Raw genomic sequence first — 16,197 nt, forward strand, 5'->3', positions numbered from 1 at the left:
ATAAGCTAATAATTTGTACTAAGAAAAATTTCTTATTCTATCAAAATGCAGTATTTACCTATATAGAACATTTAAAGCTAGTATATTTACTTCTAGTTAGATTACAATTATAAAAATAGATCTTACTTATTAATTTAAAAATATGAAAAATAAACTTAGTTTAATTCTTATATTTGGCTTTATATACTTAATCTTGGTAATTGTTTTTTATAGCTTTGATAAACAATGCAATCATCGTTTTTCAATGTCTACGCCAACAAATAAAAAAATCTCAAAAAATATAGATGTAAAAACTATTGCTAATTTAGACTACCTAAAATATAACCATGCATCATCAGTAACGACATCTGGAAACACGCTTTTTGTAACTTGGTATAGTGGTGACCATGAAACAGCCCCTAATACAAATATAATGCTTGCAATAGCTAAAAAAATAGATGGACACTGGAAATTTTCTAAAACAAAATCTATTATGAGTCGCCAAGAGTTTCAGTCTATATTTAAAAAACATATTCATCATTTAGGTAATCCCATAATATATGCCCAAGGTAAAAAAATATGGTTAATCTTTACCTCATCTACTGGAGGTTGGGTTACATCTTCTTTAAATACCATGTACTCAACAGATCTAGGTAAAACTTGGAGTAAACCTAAAATAGTAATTGCTTCTCCTATTTTTAACTTCAGCACTCTTACTAGAGGTTCAGCTATTAAACTAGATAATGGCTATTTTGCAGTTCCTGTATACAAAGAATTTAACAATCTTAATGGGAGATGCTTTATTTTTGATAGCGCAGGTCATCTTATAAAGGTATCAGAAATGACTAATAATGGAGTAAATTTACAGCCAACTGTAGTACCTCTATCAAAGACACATGCTTTAGCTTTTTATAGACAAATGCATAGCTCAATTAAAAAAATCTATATAAATCAAACATATAACAACGGGAAAACTTGGACTACCGTAAAGCCAACAATGCTTAATAACCCAGATTCAGGAATTGCTGCGATAAAAACCAAAGAAGGTATACTTCTAGCTTACAATAATGCTAGTTCTGGCAGATCAAATCTCAGCTTAGCTTATAAGCCAGATAACTCTCAAAATTGGCAAAACATATACATTTTCACCAATAAAGCAAAAGGCAAGCTATCTTATCCTGCTTTTACTTTTTATAAAAGTAATATTATTTTATCATTCTCAGATAAGCTGAAGCAAACAATAAGAGTTGTTGAGATTAAAGGAGAAAAAACTGATGCTTAATTACTACAACCTTCTAGTAGCAAATATTTTTACAATATATATTTTTCTAAGATTATTTGGCTTTTTACAAAAGAAAATACTATTAATAATAGTTATTGTCTTATTAGCTTTGAACTTGATAAACGTAACATCTAATAATGAAACTATATATTATTTTATTATAGGAGTTACAAGCTACTTTAGTTTTTCATCATTCCTATTCTTAGTATCTATTATTGCGTCAATTTTCATAAATAATAAAACCACTATCTTTCCATACACTAGCTTAGCATTTCTACCAATCATGATTATTTTTTATGGCTTATTCTTTGTATCTTCTTATAAACTTTATGACTTTGGCTTTAATCCATATATAGTTACACCCTTTATCTTTATATATGGATTAGCGCTACTGTCTATATCTAAGAGGTTTATATTATTTAACACTATCATTGTTCTATCATCAGCAATGTTACTCACACACATATTACAGGTTAATATTTGGAACTATTTATTAGATCCTACTTTACTGATAATTTGTATTATTGAGGTGATAAGATCACTAATCACACATCTGTCACATAGAAAACAGAAAAGTAATATCAAAATCGAATATTATTAAGTTATTTCTTAAAACTAAGTTTATTTGACAACTTAGTTTGTAAAAGATCACTTAATCTTACATGATCATTTTTTAGTACTAAATTATCATAAACCACCATATTAACCAGAACATGTCTAACATAATTTCTAGTCTCAACAAATGGTATATTTTCTACCCATTGTTTTGCAGGTATATCTTTATTAGTTAACCATTTCGCAACATTTCCTAGGCCTGCATTATAAGCAGCAATACTCAAAATCAGGTTATTCTTAAATAAATCCGCCAAAAAGTCCAAATTAGCGCTACCTACTTTAATATTGACAGTAGAGTTATATATTTGTCGTTCCTCAAATTGAGTCAGTTTATATCTTTTAGCAATAAAATCTGCAGTCGAGTTTGTAACTTGCATCAACCCTTTTGCACCCACTGATAAGCTAACCTCTCGATAAAATAAAGATTCTCTTCTCATAATTGCAAATATTAATGATTCTTCTAAGTCATATTTCTTCGACTGCTCACTTACAAGTTCTATAAAAGGGTTAGGAAATAAAAGTTCTATATAATACCCCATGAAATTTTAACAACAATTTTGAGAATTTAGTTCCTAAAGTAGCTAAACTATAAATGAGCAATTTAGGATAAATGTAAATGAGTAATAAGAGAAAAATATATACCGTTGAATTTAAGACTAAAGTTGTCTTGGAAGTATTGGGGAAAGATCAAACAATCACACAGTTATCAGTAAAATATAATATTACGCCCAAAAACATAAATAATTGAAAAACAGCCTTTTTAGAAAATGCTGAGTTGGCAATGGATCCATCCAAATCAGTATCACAATATAAAAAAGACAATGCAAAGCTTCAAACCAAGATAGATCAGTATTCTAAGAAGGTTGGACAACTAACAATTGAGAAGGAATTTCTTGAGTGAAAGCTCGTAAGCTTGGGATTATCTGATAGAAAAGCAATGATTGATCCTAAGCATAAATTATCTGTTGTAAAACAAAGTTTCTTATTAGAAGTTTCTAGAGCTGGTTTATATTACAAGCCTGTGGTTAACGAACATAAAGAAGAAGTAAAAGCAAAGCTTATACAGATACATGAGGAGATTCCCTGCTACGGCTATATAAAAGCTCATAAGCAATTAATAGAAGATGGGTTTAGCATCTGTGAGAACACAGTACAAAAGTATCGTAAAGAGTTAGGCATCAAAGCTATATTGGCGGTGAAAAAACCAAACTTAAACTTATCTGAACCTAACAAAGAGCATGCTATTTATAGTTACAAACTAAAAGGTTTAAGCATATTGAGACCTAATCAAGTTTGGTCTACAGATATTACATATATTAAGACTGATGCTGGCACAGTTTATATGGCAGCTATTATTGATTGGTACTCTAAGGCTGTACTAAGTTGGGAGATATCCAACACTATGGATAGTAGTTTAGTTATGAAAGTTTTAAATGAAGCTCTGTATAAATATGGAGTACCAGAAATATTTAACACTGATCAAGGTAGCCAGTACACATCTAACATTCATATCCAAACATTATTGGATAAAAAAATTACTATATCTATGGATGGTAAAGGTAGAGCAACTGATAACATTTGCATCGAAAGATTTTGGAGAAGTGCTAAATGTGAGAGATTTTATTTAAATCAATATCCTGGCATTGTTGAACTAAGAAACGATGTGGATGATTATATAGATTTTTATAATAATAGAAGATTTCATGAGTCTATCAATTATAAAAAACCTATGGAATTTTATTACGATAACTTATTGGAAAAACGGGCGGCTTAGATGGGAACTAAATAATTGAAAATATTGTTTAATTTATTGGGGTAGTATACTAAACGACTCTTTACTCCTAACATACCCATTGCAAAAATAGCTTGATAATGCATTTTATTATATGCTGCCACTTCTTCTAAATCATAAACTTGAAATCTATCTCTACTATTAAATTTCTCTCTTATAATCCAACGCCATAGTCTAGTAGAATCTTTATACTGTTTAGCATTATACAAAGCTATGGCTTGATAAATATTGTGATCTTTTAATAGCTCAGAATATTTTGATTTAGATATCGTAGTTGCATTTCTAGAACCTAAATCATACGATTGTCCTAAAGCATCTGTTGATAATAAAACATAATAGTCAAAACCTTTTTTCTTAGCAAGCTTCTGATAAATAGTATTAGCTTTTGCTTTATAGTCCTTTTTAGCATAACTATATGCCAAACAATACTTCCAGACATTCTCCTTTTGTAGATGCTTAGGTAGTTTTTGATATGTTCTGATGTAATTACTAAAATCTGAATTATATAAATCTGCTCTTAATAACCACTGCCAAGCATCATCACTATAATATTTCTTATTAGCTTTTAAAAACCATTGTTCTGAATTAGCATCATGATTTTTAGCTAAACTAATAGCTATAGGTAGTACAGCTTGACTATAAAGCTTTGTATCCAAATATTTTGTATTTTTTAATTCTGACCATATCTTTGCATAACGCTGAAGATTATGTTTTGTTAAATCATTTGATATATCTATCAGCACTTCACTAAACTTTGGATAATTATGATATTTCGCAATGAATTCATCTAAGTTCTAAGGATTTTTTATAATTTCTTTCCATGCACTTATATAGTCACTATATGACCGTTGTTTAATATGCTTATCAAGTAGTCTTAATGCGTTATCAAAACTATTATTAAATGCAAGAGTATAAGCTTTATTTACTACACAGCCTTTACCTTTATTTGGATAGCCTTTACCTTTATTTAGATATCTGACACTCTAAGGCTGACGAGGTCTCATCTTTTTGCCAAAGTTTAGTAAAATCTATAATAGATTTTTGTCTGAACTCTTCATTTTGATCATCTTGTGCTATCCAACATTTACCATCTGTTTCCAAATTTCCATCATAAAATTTTTTAAACATTTGCCAGTTTTTATTTTTAGCATAATGTATAGCTAAATCATCACATAATGCTGATGCCCAATACTCATCTTGATGATTATTGATATAGTTTGCAATCTGCTTTTGTGTAAATATTTCAGGATTTTGAGATATATTTTTATATTTAAGGTAACTATCTAAGTTAATAGTTTTTAAGCTAGATTTAATCTGTAAATTATTGTTACTTTGTTTTTGCTGTATTTGTTTAAGTTGTTGTTTTACATCATTAATTTGTCTATCTGTCAAACCATAAGATAAGACCTAGAAAAAACTAATACTACAAATAATAAACTTCTTAAAACACAAACTAATCTCCTTTTTATATTCTCTCAACTAGATTTATAACAAAATTTGCTGATTTTTGAGCTGCACTTTTCGCAAATTCATCAAAATTTTCAGTAGCATCACCATCTGCAGCATCAGAAATGCTTCTTAAAATTAAGCTTGGTATATTCATTTCATTACATACAAGGTTAACACTACCACCTTCCATTTCTATAGCTTTTGCCATAAATTCTTTAACAACAAAGTCCTTTTTTTCAGCTGAGCTAATAAATTGATCTCCAGTTGCTATAATCCCAGTGTGAAGATCAAGATCAAGGTCTTTTGCAACATCTTTAGCATGATCAAGAATAAAATCCGAAGTCTTAATTTGTACTTCTGAAATAGGAATCTTACCATGTGGATAACCAAATGGTGTAAGATCTACATCATGTTGTACAGTAGCAGTAGCAGCAATCATATCACCAACTTTTAAATCTTGTAAACCTCCAGCGACACCTGTAAATAGTAAGGCTTGTGCGCCAAAATGTTCTATCATTATAGTTGCTGTTAAACTAGAAAATACTTTGCCTATTTTACTATAAGCAATGATAAGTTCTTTATCTTTATATGTTGCTAAATAATATTTATTATTTGCATATTCAACTGTTTCATAACTATCTAGTTTCTCTAATATTGGTTGGATTTCTATTTCCATAGCTCCTAAAATTGCTATTTTTTTCATTTTATTTACCTTCTAGCTCTATTTTTGTTATTTTTCTAAACCCTTGTGGTAAAAGTACTCCTCCACCAGAGGGCTTGTCAGTTAGATATGTTTCTATATTTTTATTATCTATACGTATAAATCTTTTACCTGCATTTAAGATAGCCTCTTGTTCTGAACTTAATAGCTCTACAAACCTTAGCTTATCTCTTTTATCAAGCCTAATAATTAATTTACCTTTACCTTTTTTAAGTATAGCAAAATTAGCAAAACCTCTAATAACAGTTCTACCATTAGAGCTTACACCAAGCATCTTCATATTCTCATCAAATGGTATGAATTTAAACACATCATCTGCATCAAAAATATTCTTACCGGTAACTTTATTGGTAATAAGATCATTCGCAGCAATAACAAAGCCTTTACCACTAGTGCTAGCAATTAAAAAATGCGAAGCTGTATTGACAAACTCCATATTGATAATTTCATCTTTTTTATCTAGTGGGATATATGTAGTAATGTGTTCACCATACCCCCTGGCTGAAGGAAATTTATCGACATACATCGAGTAAGCTTTACCAAGCTTTGTAAAAAATATTACTTTAATATTGCTATTACCTGAAACTGCAAGAAAAAACTTGTCCTCTGGTTTATAATTTAAGCCATTAGGATCAACATTATCTCCTTTGGCGCATCTGACCCAACCAGCTTTTGATAAAATCACTGTAACTTTTTCACTAGGGATTAAATCCTTCTCTTCTAACGCTTGGGCCTTCTCAGTTTGAGTAACTTTTGAACGTCTATCATCACCAAAGTCTTTTAATATTTGTTTAAACTCTTTTTTCATTAAGTTTTTAAATTTAACTTCACTATTTAGATAACCTTCTAAAAGCTCTTTTTCTTTTACTAATTCTTTCTGCTCTTTTTTTATCTCAATTTCTTCAATTTTTGCTAACTTACGTAATCTAATATTTAAAATTGCTTCTGCCTGAATTTCTGAAAGAGAAAATTTATTTTGTAATTCAATACTCGGATCATCGTAATTCCTGATAATATCAATAACTTCATCTATATTTAAAAATGCTATCAACAAACCTTCTAAAATATGCAATCTTGCAAGCACTTTATCTAAACTAGTTTGTAACCTTCTGCGTAAAGTTTGTCTACGATATTCAAGCCACTCATTTAAAATATCTAATAAATTTTTAACTTTAGGCTTATAATCTAAACCTATCATATTCATATTAACGCGGAAACTTTTTTCAAGATCTGTTCTAGCTAATAAGTGCCCCATGATCTTACTAATATTTTTTCTTGTAGTTCCAGAATATAAAACTATCTTAACCGGCTCTTTATCATCAGACTCATCTTGAATATTCTTAATCCAAGTAATTTTCTGCTGTTTTAGCTGATTTGCTATTTGCTCCATAACAGCAGAACTTGAGACTTGATGAGGTAGTTTTGTAATTACAACATTACCACTACTATCATAATCATATATTGCTTGTTGTCTAATTGAGCCTATACCAGATTTATATACATCTGCTATTTCTTCTCTAGTACTAATTATATTTGCACCACCTGGATAATCTGGAGCTTCTACTATCTCTAGAATATCTTCTATTGAGGACTTAGGATTTGATAAAAGATGCAAACAAACATTCATAACTTCTGTAATATTATGAGGAGGTATATATGTCGACATCCCCACAGCAATACCCATGGCACCATTTAGTAAGATATTTGGAACCTGCGCAGGCAAAAGCTTAGGCTCATCCATTGTGCCATCAAAGTTTTTAACCCAATCAACTGTACCTTTTTTAAGTTCATCTAATAGTAGAACTGCATATTTAGATAGACGTGACTCTGTATAACGCATCGCTGCAAATGATTTTGGATCATCCACTGATCCCCAGTTACCTTGACCATCAATGAAAGGATAACGATAAGAAAAATCTTGAGCCATCAAAACCATTGCTTCATAACAAGCACTATCACCATGAGGATGATATTTACCTAACACATCACCAACTGTACGCGCAGATTTTTTATATTTAGATAAGTGACTTAGACCAATCTCACTCATTGCGTAAATAATGCGTCTTTGTACAGGTTTTAAACCATCAGAAATATGTGGCAATGCTCTATCTAATATCACATACATTGAATAGTTTAGATATGCTTGCTCTGAAAACTCGCCTACAGACTGTTTATTTTCCAAACTTGAGAATAAATCCATTTATTAAGAGAAATTATTAATAATTTATCTCTAAATTATATATCAACAATGGCTTCTATACTAGTTTACTATAACTAGTTAATCTAGTCCTTTTCTACGGTGATAAGCTATAGTTTCTAGCTCTTTTGAAAAAATAAATTTATTTCTCTTTAAAAAATCTAATGTTTTCAAAATATCTGTAAATCCTGAAAGAATCCAAGCTTGGATAGAATAATCAAAAGTTGTTTTAGCTTTTAGATATCTACTAACACCTGAACGACATTCTTGAGTCAAAAAATCTGTAGCTGGAAACTTTATAACAACAACTCCTCTTTTATCATATATTGCTGTTTTTGCATAAGCCCCTAAACTTGACATTTGCTCTTTAATATCCTTAAAATCCTCCCATGCTAAAAGAGTTTTTTCTACAGTTTCCTTTTCAATAAAACGCATCGACTTTGAATTATAATTTTGCTTTAAACTATACGACTCTTCTTTAAGCTCATTATATTTCTCAAGAAGTTCATTATAGAGTCTGTTTAAGGTCAAGTTAGATATCTCTAAACTATCATTCTTATTAGATATCTCAACTTGCTTCTGTTTAAGCTTTTTAGATTTTTCAGAGACTTGCTGATCTATATATTTTTTTAAACCACTACGTAAGCCAAAAGCTATTTGATTTTCTTCAATTGAGTATTCTTTTAATATTTTTTGAGTAATATTTAATAACTGATCACGAGGTTTATCTTGAAGTGGCTGTTCCTCTATTTCTGCTTCAGTAAAAGCCTTTTTTTTGTCTTGTTTGTATAAAGTAACCTTTTCTACTAAATCAATAATTGAGATATTTCCACCAATAAGTTTTCTAACTTTATTAACAGTAATATCCTCATTCTGTGATTTTAATAATTCACACTTTTGATTTACAAGTTTTTGCGTTACTTTTTGTGACATCTTATATTTTTTCTTCTTCTCTTAAAGTTAAAACTTCACATCCATCTTTTGTCACTAAAATAGTATGCTCCCATTGAGCGGAAAGAGATCTATCTTTAGTAACTGCTGTCCAGCCATCTTTCAAAACTGAAACTGCTCTTTTACCAACATTTATCATTGGCTCAATTGTGAAGATCATCCCTTCTTCTATTTTATCTCCAGTACCAGATTTACCATGATGCATAACATGAGGAGGCTCATGAAAATTCGCACCGATACCATGACCACAAAAAGTATCAACTATTGAGTAACCAATTTTTTTAGCATGTTTCTCAATAACTGCACCAATATCACCAAAATAATTACCTGGTTTAACTACTTCTATACCTTTCCATAAACATTCATATGTAACTTCAACCAATTTCTTAGCCATTACAGATGGTTCACCAATCATAAACATTTTGCTTGTATCACCATGATAGCCATCTTTTTTAACCGTGACATCAATATTCAAAATATCACCTTTTTTAAGTTTTTTATCTGCAGGTATTCCATGGCAAACGACATGATTTATTGATGTACATATAGATTTAGGAAAACCGTGATAGTTAAGAGGTGCTGGATATGCATTTTGTTCATTAACAATATAATCATGGCACATTTTATCTAATTCTCCAGTTGTAATACCTTCTTTTACATATGGAGTAATCATCTTTAAAACTTCTGCCGCTAATTTTCCAGCAACACGCATTTTCTCTATTTCTTCAAATGTTTTTATAATTATTTCACTCATTTTATCAATATCAAACTTTTCAAAAAATCTAACTAGCCATTATAAACTATCATATAATGAATATATACATAAAATACCTGAGGGCATAGGATTTCTCTCTACGTCTTATTGATAATTTTAGCATGCTAAATTTTGATCACGTCTAACCTCTCAATAAGCTCCCAAAATATTTTTTTAATTGGTGAAGCTAGTGCTTCTTTTCTCATCACTACACCCACAGATATTTCTGGTAGACCATCAGTTTTTATTACATTTACAGATTTGGATAGATGACTATGTTTTAGTATTACTTCTGGCAATATAGAAGTACCTATACCTGATGATACTAGTGACAAAATAGCCTCATTACCATCAACATCACCATATACTTCTGGTTTTAAGTTCTGCTTGGTAAACCATTCATCCAAATTACTACCACCTATATAATGAGATGGTCGAATAAATGGTATTTCACCAATAACTTCTCTTAAATTTTTAATCTTCTTTATGGCAGGTACAATCATTACCATTTTTGTAGTTAACACTTCTTTAACACAAAAGTTACTAGGAATATCTTTTGATAAAATAGCTATGATTACATCAGTAGCATCTTCTTCAAGTTGGCTAGTACAATTTTTTATTGAGCCTGTAGTTAACTGTATTTTTATACCTGGGTAATTAATATGTAGCTTCTTAATAATATCTGGTAAAACCACATGTGATGCCGTTACAGTACAAGATAACCTAATATCACCAATTATCTGTCCTTCTTTAGGATGTAATATATAATTTATATCTTCATATTTTTGCAACATTTCTTTAGTAAATTGATAATAAACCTTACCAGCATCTGTTAATTTAATATTTCTGTTATCTCTTTCAAAAAATATTACCTCCATCTCTTGTTCAATCCGTTGAATAAGACGGGTTAACGCTGATGGTGTTAAGAAACATTTTTTACTTGCCTTTCCAAAATGCAAAGTTTCAGCCAAAACCTTAAATGCATTCAATTCTTTTTTATCAATCACAATTAACTTATGTTGCATCTTATGCAATAAATAATTGCAAATTTTTCACTTTATTTCAAGCAACTTTTTATGTAATTTTATAGTTAAACTAATAATAAAAGAGCTAAATACCGGAGACTATTATGAAAATTCAAAGTAACATTTTTGAAGTTAAAGAGTATAACTTAGGCGGATGCAACGAAACTATTGTTGCTGGTGGGCGTCATCTATTTGAAAAATTACCTCAAGCATTTGAAGGAATTAAACAGGTTGGTGTAATTGGTTGGGGATCTCAAGGTCCTGCACAGGCTCAGAACTTACGTGACTCTCTAGAAGGAACAAATATTAAAGTTAAAGTTGGTTTACGTTCTGGTTCAAGCTCAGAAAAAGAAGCTGAGGCTGTTGGCTTTACTAGGGAAAGTGGAACTCTTGGAGAAATGTTTGAAGTAATAAAAGAATCAGATATGGCTATTATCTTAATCTCAGATGCCGCTCAAGCTAAACTTTACGATAAAATTTTCGCAGCTGTTAAGCCTGGAGCAACGTTAGGTTTTTCTCATGGTTTCTTAATTGGTTTCGTTAAGGGCATTAATTGCCGAATTAGAGATGATATAAATATTATTGCAATGTGTCCTAAAGGTATGGGGCCTTCTGTTCGTCGTTTATACGAACAAGGTAAAACAATTAATGGAGCGGGTATTAATAGTAGTATTGGTGTTTATCAAGATATTAATGGTAAAGCAACTGAGCAAGCTCTAGGTTGGGCTATAGCCTGTGGTGCACCATTTGTATTCCCAACAACTATGGAAATGGAGTATCGCTCAGATATCTTTGGAGAAAGAGGTATTTTACTTGGTGGTGTTCATGGAATTATTGAAGTTCTTTATCGATACTTTACAGATAATGGCATGGACAAGGAAGAAGCTTTCCGCCGCACTGCTGAAGCAATTACTGGGCCTATATCTAAAATCATATCAACTCAAGGTATGAAAAAAGTATACGATAGTTTAGAAACTACTGAAGATAAACAAAAGTTTGAAAATGCCTATAATGCTGCTTATACTCCTTTATTTGATATTCTAATTGAGTGTTATGAAGATGTTGAAAGTGGTAATGAAATCCGTTCAGTTGTAATGGCTGGTGCACGCCATGATCGTTTACCAATGGGCAAAATTGATAAAACTGAGCTATGGAAAATTGGTGAAAAAGTAAGAGCTAAACGCAATGAACATACAACTCCAATCGATCCAATTACAGCTGGCGTTTATATTGCTTGTATAATGGCTCAATCTGATATTTTAGTTCAAAAAGGCCATGCTTATTCTGAGATAGTCAACGAATCTATTATTGAAGCGGTTGATTCACTAAACCCATACATGCATTTTAAAGGTGTTGCTCATATGGTTGATAATTGTTCAACAACAGCTAGGCTTGGTTCACGCAAATGGGCACCTAGGTTTGACTATAACCTAATGCAACAAGCTATCCCATATATTAATAATAAAGCAGGGGCTAATGCTCCTTTTGAGAAGTTTGCTGACCACCCTGTACACGAAGCACTGGCTGTATGTTCAACATTACGCCCTTCTGTAGACATAAGTGTTGTAGAATAATAAAAAAATCAAATCAGAGCTAACTGATATTTTAGTATGTGTACTTGAAATTGCTAATTTATATGATGTAGATCTTGAGATAGAGTTTAATAAAAAAATACAAGGTTTAGAACCACGAGTAAAGCAATGGCAAAGCTCTAGTGAACTACTTAAAGCAAAAAGAGCCAAGTTAGATTAATTAAATATATGCACAATTATAGTAGGTATTTTATAACTAACTATATCTTTTATAACATTTTTATACTAGACTAGCGGTGTAAGGATAAGAAAGTTTTAATTTTCGCTATGTTAATGTTCAATTTTTGCTTGATCTCTTAAGTTGTAATATCATATGAATCCATACATATAAATTAATAGCTTTGTAATAAGCTATAGAAAACTAACCAAATAAAAATTAAAGAGAATAAAAATGGATAATAAATCACAAGGTACAATAAAATTTTTCAATGACCAAAAAGGATTTGGTTTTATAACTCCTGAAGATGGTAGTAAAGATGTATTTGTACATATATCAAAACTAAATGGCGAAACACTTTTAGAAGGCCAACAGGTTACTTTTGAAACTCAAGAAGGTAAAAAAGGTCCTGAAGCTGCGAATATTGAGGTACTATAATGCCTAGTATTAGAGTAGATGAGCGTAAACCTTTTGATATCAGCTTAAGAAACTTCAAACGTGCTTGCGAAAAAGCTGGAATCAAGCAAGAGCTTAGAGATAGACAGCACTATATTAAGCCAACCGAAAAAAGAAAATTAGCTAAGAGAGCGGCTGTAAAAAGGGCAAGAATTGCTCAAAGAAGAGTTTTCAGTTAATTATTTTTCCTTATTCATGAATATCAATTTATTTCTTTTAATGCTTCTCTATACCTAGAAAAATAAATTTTAAACACTATGATTCTTTTTCTAATCTCGAATATTTTCATAAAATTTCTGTATTACCCATAAAGGACCTATTAGTAGAAATTGAATATCTTTCAGAAAAGATGGCTTTTTATCCTCTAAATGATGCCCATAAAATTGTAATGCCCAACCAATAGCAAATATAGCTATCGAAATTAATAAAATATATGGAATAAATATAACTACTCCTAGCATTACAAAACTTACTAATAGCATAATCAAAGCATACGCAGAAGATAATGAGAAATAAAAACATAATGATAAGACTATTAGGATTAAAGCCAGCCAAAAGCTAACTGAATATAATATCCCAATAATTGAGAAAGTAATAGCTGGAACACAAATACTATGAATCTTTTTATTAATAGAATTATGATGACTTAATGAATATTCATATAACCAAGCTTGTAAACTACGTCGCATACCAACAACCTCTAATCAAAGTTATAACATTAAAAGAATTCTACATCAAAATAATATTTTAAAATAGGATTTGACTATTTTATGGCAAACTCTGTAGTTTAATAAAGGCTTAACAAACAATCTCTTTTAGTTAGCTTAAAAACCAATTTTCCATGTATGTTATTTTTTTTATAAAGATTAGCACCTAGTTTTTCAACAGATTTTTGTGAACAAAAATTCTCAATCCAAACATCAAAAAATACATTTTCGACATATTTAAAAGCATAACTAAGCATTAGCTTTTTAACCTTTTTATTTAAACTTGTTCCCCAATATTTTTTCGCATAAAATGTATACCCTATCTTTATTGATGGCCCATCAAGGTTGTATTCATAATATCTGGTTGATCCAACTAGCTCCTCTTTATAGAATATCAAATAACAATTTTGAGAATTATTTATGCCTCCATCGAAAAATTTCTTAAACCCTTCCTTTTTACAACGTTATTGATCATTATGCTGATCCCATATTTCAGGATCACTGGCCAATTTAAACAAGCTATCAAAATCACTTTGATGTATTACTTGAAGGCTAACATTTTCATACGATAAAGATTTATTAAAATCCATAAACAACCCCATTTCTATAAAAAAAATGAACAGAATATTAACTTTGCGTAGTAAACAGTGAAACTTTTATCCTACTCAACTGTTACAGATTTAGCTAAGTTTCTAGGCTGATCGACATCGGTTCCTTTAAGTATAGCAACATGATATGAAAGAAGCTGAAGGGGTACTGTAAATACTATTGGTGCACTAAAATCATGACCACCATCTAATTCTAATACAATACTATTATCAAAATCAACTCGATCTTTAATTACCTTATCAACAAAAAGAATTAACTTACCGCCTCTGGCATGTACTTCTTGAAGATTAGAAAGAGTTTTATCTAATAATTCATCATTAGGTACTACTGCTACTATTGGCATATTTTTATCAACTAAAGCTAATGGACCATGCTTTAACTCTCCAGATGGATAAGCTTCTGCGTGAATATAAGAAATCTCTTTAAGCTTCAGAGCACCTTCAACAGCTATAGGGAAATATAAGCCTCTACCTAAAAAGATCGTATGCTCTTTATCTGAAAAATACTCACTTATTTCATCTATCTCAGGGTCAAGCTTTAAAGCTCCCATAACCGAAGCTCGTGCATTTTTTAACTCTTGTATGTATTTTTTAACTTCAACATCAGATAAGCTTCTTCTAAGTTTAGCCATGGCTAGTGTAAATATTGCTAACACTATCAGCTGAGTAGTAAATGCTTTAGTAGATGCAACTCCTATCTCAACACCTGCTTTTGTCATAAATGCAACATCAGACTCCCTTACTAGTGAACTATTTGGTACATTACAAATACACATACTTCCCGCATAAGCTTGCTTTTTACTCTTCCTAAGCGATTCTAAGGTATCTGCCGTTTCACCTGATTGAGAAATACTTACAAATAGCGAACCATCTACAACCACATTATCTCGATATCTAAGCTCACTTGCTATCTCGACACTACATGATATTTTTGCATATTTTTCTATCCAATATTTAGCTGTCATACCAGCATTATAACTTGTACCACATGCTACAATACAGATATGCTTAGTTTTCTCAAACAGCTCTTTTGCTTTATTATCAAAATTCTCCAAACTGATTTCATTATTATCTTTTAATGATGCTAGAATTGTATTTGAAATAGCCTCGGGCTGCTCATATATCTCTTTAAGCATATAATGTTTATAACCATCTTTTGATGTGCTTGAAGCTGAATAATTATATTCTTCAACTTCAAGATTTTTTGGTATTCCTTGATTATCAAAGACTTTCACATCTATTTTTGACACTATAGCAATATCACCTTCATCAAGATAGGAAAATTTATTTGTCACTGGCAATAAAGATAAAGCATCAGATGATACAAAATTCTCATCAATACCAACACCTATTACTAAAGGTGATCCAGAACGCACTGCGATAATTTTGTCAGGGAATTTTTGCGATATAATTGCTAAAGCATAAGCGCCTTTTAACAAACTTATAATACGCTTAATATTATCTATTATAGTCTCTTGGTTCTTCCATTCTCTATCTAATAAATGGACAACAACTTCAGTATCAGTGTCTGACTTAAATCCATAACCATCTGCTATTAATGATTTTTTAAGTTCAGAAAAATTCTCTATCACACCATTATGCACAATACAAAACTTTTCTGATGCATGAGGATGAGAATTTTCTTTTGATGGTTTACCATGAGTAGCCCACCTTGTATGCGCAATACCAATACTACCTTTAAAATCTGATAAAGAACGTACTGATTTTTCAAGCTCAATAACTTTACCAACTTCTTTACATATATCAATATCTTGCTCACCATCAATTATTGCTAAGCCAGCTGAATCATAGCCTCTATACTCAAGTTTCTTTAAGCCTTCAATTAAAATATTTGTAACATTCCTTGTTGAGTTAGCACCAACTATTCCACACATAATAAAACCTTATTAAT

General features: G+C 30.7%; 17 protein-coding genes and 1 pseudogene. 7 read left to right on the top strand and 11 right to left on the bottom strand.

The features are described 5' to 3' along the window. Positions 1-142: 142 nt before the first annotated feature. Both CDV26_RS08660 and CDV26_RS08665 read left to right on the top strand, forming a co-directional pair. Complete coding sequence (locus CDV26_RS08660; protein WP_088772938.1) at positions 143-1,261, top strand: exo-alpha-sialidase; 1,119 nt, start codon at positions 143-145, stop codon at positions 1,259-1,261. Further along, positions 1,254-1,862 (top strand): hypothetical protein, encoded by a 609-nt coding sequence (locus CDV26_RS08665; RefSeq protein WP_088772939.1) that lies wholly within the window; start codon positions 1,254-1,256, stop codon positions 1,860-1,862. Before CDV26_RS08660 ends, CDV26_RS08665 begins: the two co-directional genes overlap by 8 nt. A 1-nt stretch (position 1,863) precedes the next feature. On the opposite strand, the gene CDV26_RS08670 is transcribed toward CDV26_RS08665, so the two are convergent. Next, a complete protein-coding gene (locus tag CDV26_RS08670; RefSeq protein WP_088772940.1) occupies positions 1,864-2,415 on the bottom strand; it encodes a lytic transglycosylase domain-containing protein in 552 nt (183 codons plus the stop codon). Between the two features lie 77 nt (positions 2,416-2,492). Between CDV26_RS08670 and CDV26_RS13660 the strand changes: the two genes are divergently transcribed. Further along, entirely contained in the window at positions 2,493-2,624 is a 132-nt protein-coding gene (locus tag CDV26_RS13660) for a transposase (RefSeq protein WP_169709695.1), read from the top strand. Between the two features lie 165 nt (positions 2,625-2,789). Continuing rightward, positions 2,790-3,650 (top strand): IS3 family transposase, encoded by an 861-nt coding sequence (locus tag CDV26_RS08675; protein ID WP_088771628.1) that lies wholly within the window; start codon positions 2,790-2,792, stop codon positions 3,648-3,650. On the opposite strand, the gene CDV26_RS08680 is transcribed toward CDV26_RS08675, so the two are convergent. From CDV26_RS08680 to CDV26_RS08710, 7 genes are all read right to left on the bottom strand, one after another. Further along, positions 3,647-4,411 carry a hypothetical protein gene (locus tag CDV26_RS08680; RefSeq protein ID WP_088772941.1) on the bottom strand — a complete coding sequence of 255 codons (765 nt, stop codon included), beginning with the start codon at positions 4,409-4,411 and terminating at the stop codon, positions 3,647-3,649. The genes CDV26_RS08675 and CDV26_RS08680 overlap by 4 nt on opposite strands. Before the next feature lie 220 nt (positions 4,412-4,631). After that, entirely contained in the window at positions 4,632-5,060 is a 429-nt protein-coding gene (locus tag CDV26_RS08685) for a hypothetical protein (RefSeq protein WP_088772942.1), read from the bottom strand. 73 nt (positions 5,061-5,133) lie between these two features. Further along, positions 5,134-5,820 carry a 5'-methylthioadenosine/adenosylhomocysteine nucleosidase gene (locus CDV26_RS08690; RefSeq protein WP_088772943.1) on the bottom strand — a complete coding sequence of 229 codons (687 nt, stop codon included), beginning with the start codon at positions 5,818-5,820 and terminating at the stop codon, positions 5,134-5,136. Position 5,821: 1 nt separating this feature from the next. After that, positions 5,822-8,038 carry a DNA topoisomerase IV subunit A gene (gene parC / locus CDV26_RS08695; protein WP_088772944.1) on the bottom strand — a complete coding sequence of 739 codons (2,217 nt, stop codon included), beginning with the start codon at positions 8,036-8,038 and terminating at the stop codon, positions 5,822-5,824. 78 nt (positions 8,039-8,116) lie between these two features. Next, on the bottom strand, positions 8,117-8,968 hold the full coding sequence (locus CDV26_RS08700) for a hypothetical protein (RefSeq protein WP_088772945.1): 852 nt from the start codon (positions 8,966-8,968) through the stop codon (positions 8,117-8,119). Between the two features lies 1 nt (position 8,969). Beyond that, positions 8,970-9,740, bottom strand: coding sequence for a type I methionyl aminopeptidase (map, locus tag CDV26_RS08705; protein WP_088772946.1), 771 nt, complete (start codon positions 9,738-9,740; stop codon positions 8,970-8,972). 125 nt (positions 9,741-9,865) lie between these two features. Then, the gene (locus CDV26_RS08710; RefSeq protein WP_088772947.1) at positions 9,866-10,765 is read right to left on the bottom strand and encodes a LysR substrate-binding domain-containing protein; all 900 of its coding nucleotides are present in this window, start codon (positions 10,763-10,765) and stop codon (positions 9,866-9,868) included. A 104-nt stretch (positions 10,766-10,869) separates the two neighbouring features. On the opposite strand from CDV26_RS08710, the gene CDV26_RS08715 reads away from it, so the two are divergent. The 3 genes from CDV26_RS08715 (at position 10,870) to rpsU (ending at position 13,149) form a co-directional block, all read left to right on the top strand. Next, complete coding sequence (locus tag CDV26_RS08715; protein WP_211276364.1) at positions 10,870-12,339, top strand: ketol-acid reductoisomerase; 1,470 nt, start codon at positions 10,870-10,872, stop codon at positions 12,337-12,339. A 409-nt stretch (positions 12,340-12,748) separates the two neighbouring features. Then, a complete protein-coding gene (locus CDV26_RS08725) occupies positions 12,749-12,952 on the top strand; it encodes a cold-shock protein (RefSeq protein ID WP_088772949.1) in 204 nt (67 codons plus the stop codon). Further along, positions 12,952-13,149: a 30S ribosomal protein S21 gene (rpsU, locus tag CDV26_RS08730; protein WP_088772950.1), complete on the top strand. Its 198-nt coding sequence runs from the start codon at positions 12,952-12,954 to the stop codon at positions 13,147-13,149. The genes CDV26_RS08725 and rpsU overlap by 1 nt, the downstream gene beginning before the upstream one ends. A 90-nt stretch (positions 13,150-13,239) precedes the next feature. Here rpsU and CDV26_RS08735 read toward each other — a convergent pair whose 3' ends face one another. The 3 genes and pseudogenes from CDV26_RS08735 to glmS all read right to left on the bottom strand — a co-directional run bounded on the left by CDV26_RS08735 (position 13,240) and on the right by glmS (position 16,180). Further along, positions 13,240-13,659 carry an Mpo1 family 2-hydroxy fatty acid dioxygenase gene (locus CDV26_RS08735; RefSeq protein WP_088772951.1) on the bottom strand — a complete coding sequence of 140 codons (420 nt, stop codon included), beginning with the start codon at positions 13,657-13,659 and terminating at the stop codon, positions 13,240-13,242. A gap of 98 nt (positions 13,660-13,757) precedes the next feature. Continuing rightward, a pseudogene (locus CDV26_RS08740) lies at positions 13,758-14,267 on the bottom strand (GNAT family N-acetyltransferase). Between the two features lie 71 nt (positions 14,268-14,338). Continuing rightward, positions 14,339-16,180, bottom strand: a complete 1,842-nt coding sequence (glmS, locus tag CDV26_RS08745) for a glutamine--fructose-6-phosphate transaminase (isomerizing) (protein ID WP_088772952.1) — start codon at positions 16,178-16,180, stop codon at positions 14,339-14,341. Between the last annotated feature and the right edge of the window lie 17 nt (positions 16,181-16,197).

This window comes from Francisella halioticida (assembly GCF_002211785.1).
GTDB classification, from domain to species: Bacteria; Pseudomonadota; Gammaproteobacteria; order Francisellales; family Francisellaceae; genus Francisella; species Francisella halioticida.

Bases quoted from the DNA above. Each gene is read 5' to 3' on its own strand.
- CDV26_RS08665 (WP_088772939.1), top strand. From the start codon at position 1,254: ATGCTTAATTACTACAACCTTCTAGTAGCAAATATTTTTACAATATAT.
- CDV26_RS08670 (WP_088772940.1), bottom strand. From the start codon at position 2,415: ATGGGGTATTATATAGAACTTTTATTTCCTAACCCTTTTATAGAACTT.
- CDV26_RS08700 (WP_088772945.1), bottom strand. From the start codon at position 8,968: ATGTCACAAAAAGTAACGCAAAAACTTGTAAATCAAAAGTGTGAATTA.
- glmS (WP_088772952.1), bottom strand. From the start codon at position 16,180: ATGTGTGGAATAGTTGGTGCTAACTCAACAAGGAATGTTACAAATATT.
- CDV26_RS08725 (WP_088772949.1), top strand. From the start codon at position 12,749: ATGGATAATAAATCACAAGGTACAATAAAATTTTTCAATGACCAAAAA.
- CDV26_RS08660 (WP_088772938.1), top strand. From the start codon at position 143: ATGAAAAATAAACTTAGTTTAATTCTTATATTTGGCTTTATATACTTA.
- CDV26_RS08690 (WP_088772943.1), bottom strand. From the start codon at position 5,820: ATGAAAAAAATAGCAATTTTAGGAGCTATGGAAATAGAAATCCAACCA.
- CDV26_RS08735 (WP_088772951.1), bottom strand. From the start codon at position 13,659: ATGCGACGTAGTTTACAAGCTTGGTTATATGAATATTCATTAAGTCAT.
- CDV26_RS13660 (WP_169709695.1), top strand. From the start codon at position 2,493: ATGAGTAATAAGAGAAAAATATATACCGTTGAATTTAAGACTAAAGTT.
- CDV26_RS08715 (WP_211276364.1), top strand. From the start codon at position 10,870: ATGAAAATTCAAAGTAACATTTTTGAAGTTAAAGAGTATAACTTAGGC.
- parC (WP_088772944.1), bottom strand. From the start codon at position 8,038: ATGGATTTATTCTCAAGTTTGGAAAATAAACAGTCTGTAGGCGAGTTT.
- CDV26_RS08710 (WP_088772947.1), bottom strand. From the start codon at position 10,765: ATGCAACATAAGTTAATTGTGATTGATAAAAAAGAATTGAATGCATTT.
- map (WP_088772946.1), bottom strand. From the start codon at position 9,740: ATGAGTGAAATAATTATAAAAACATTTGAAGAAATAGAGAAAATGCGT.
- rpsU (WP_088772950.1), top strand. From the start codon at position 12,952: ATGCCTAGTATTAGAGTAGATGAGCGTAAACCTTTTGATATCAGCTTA.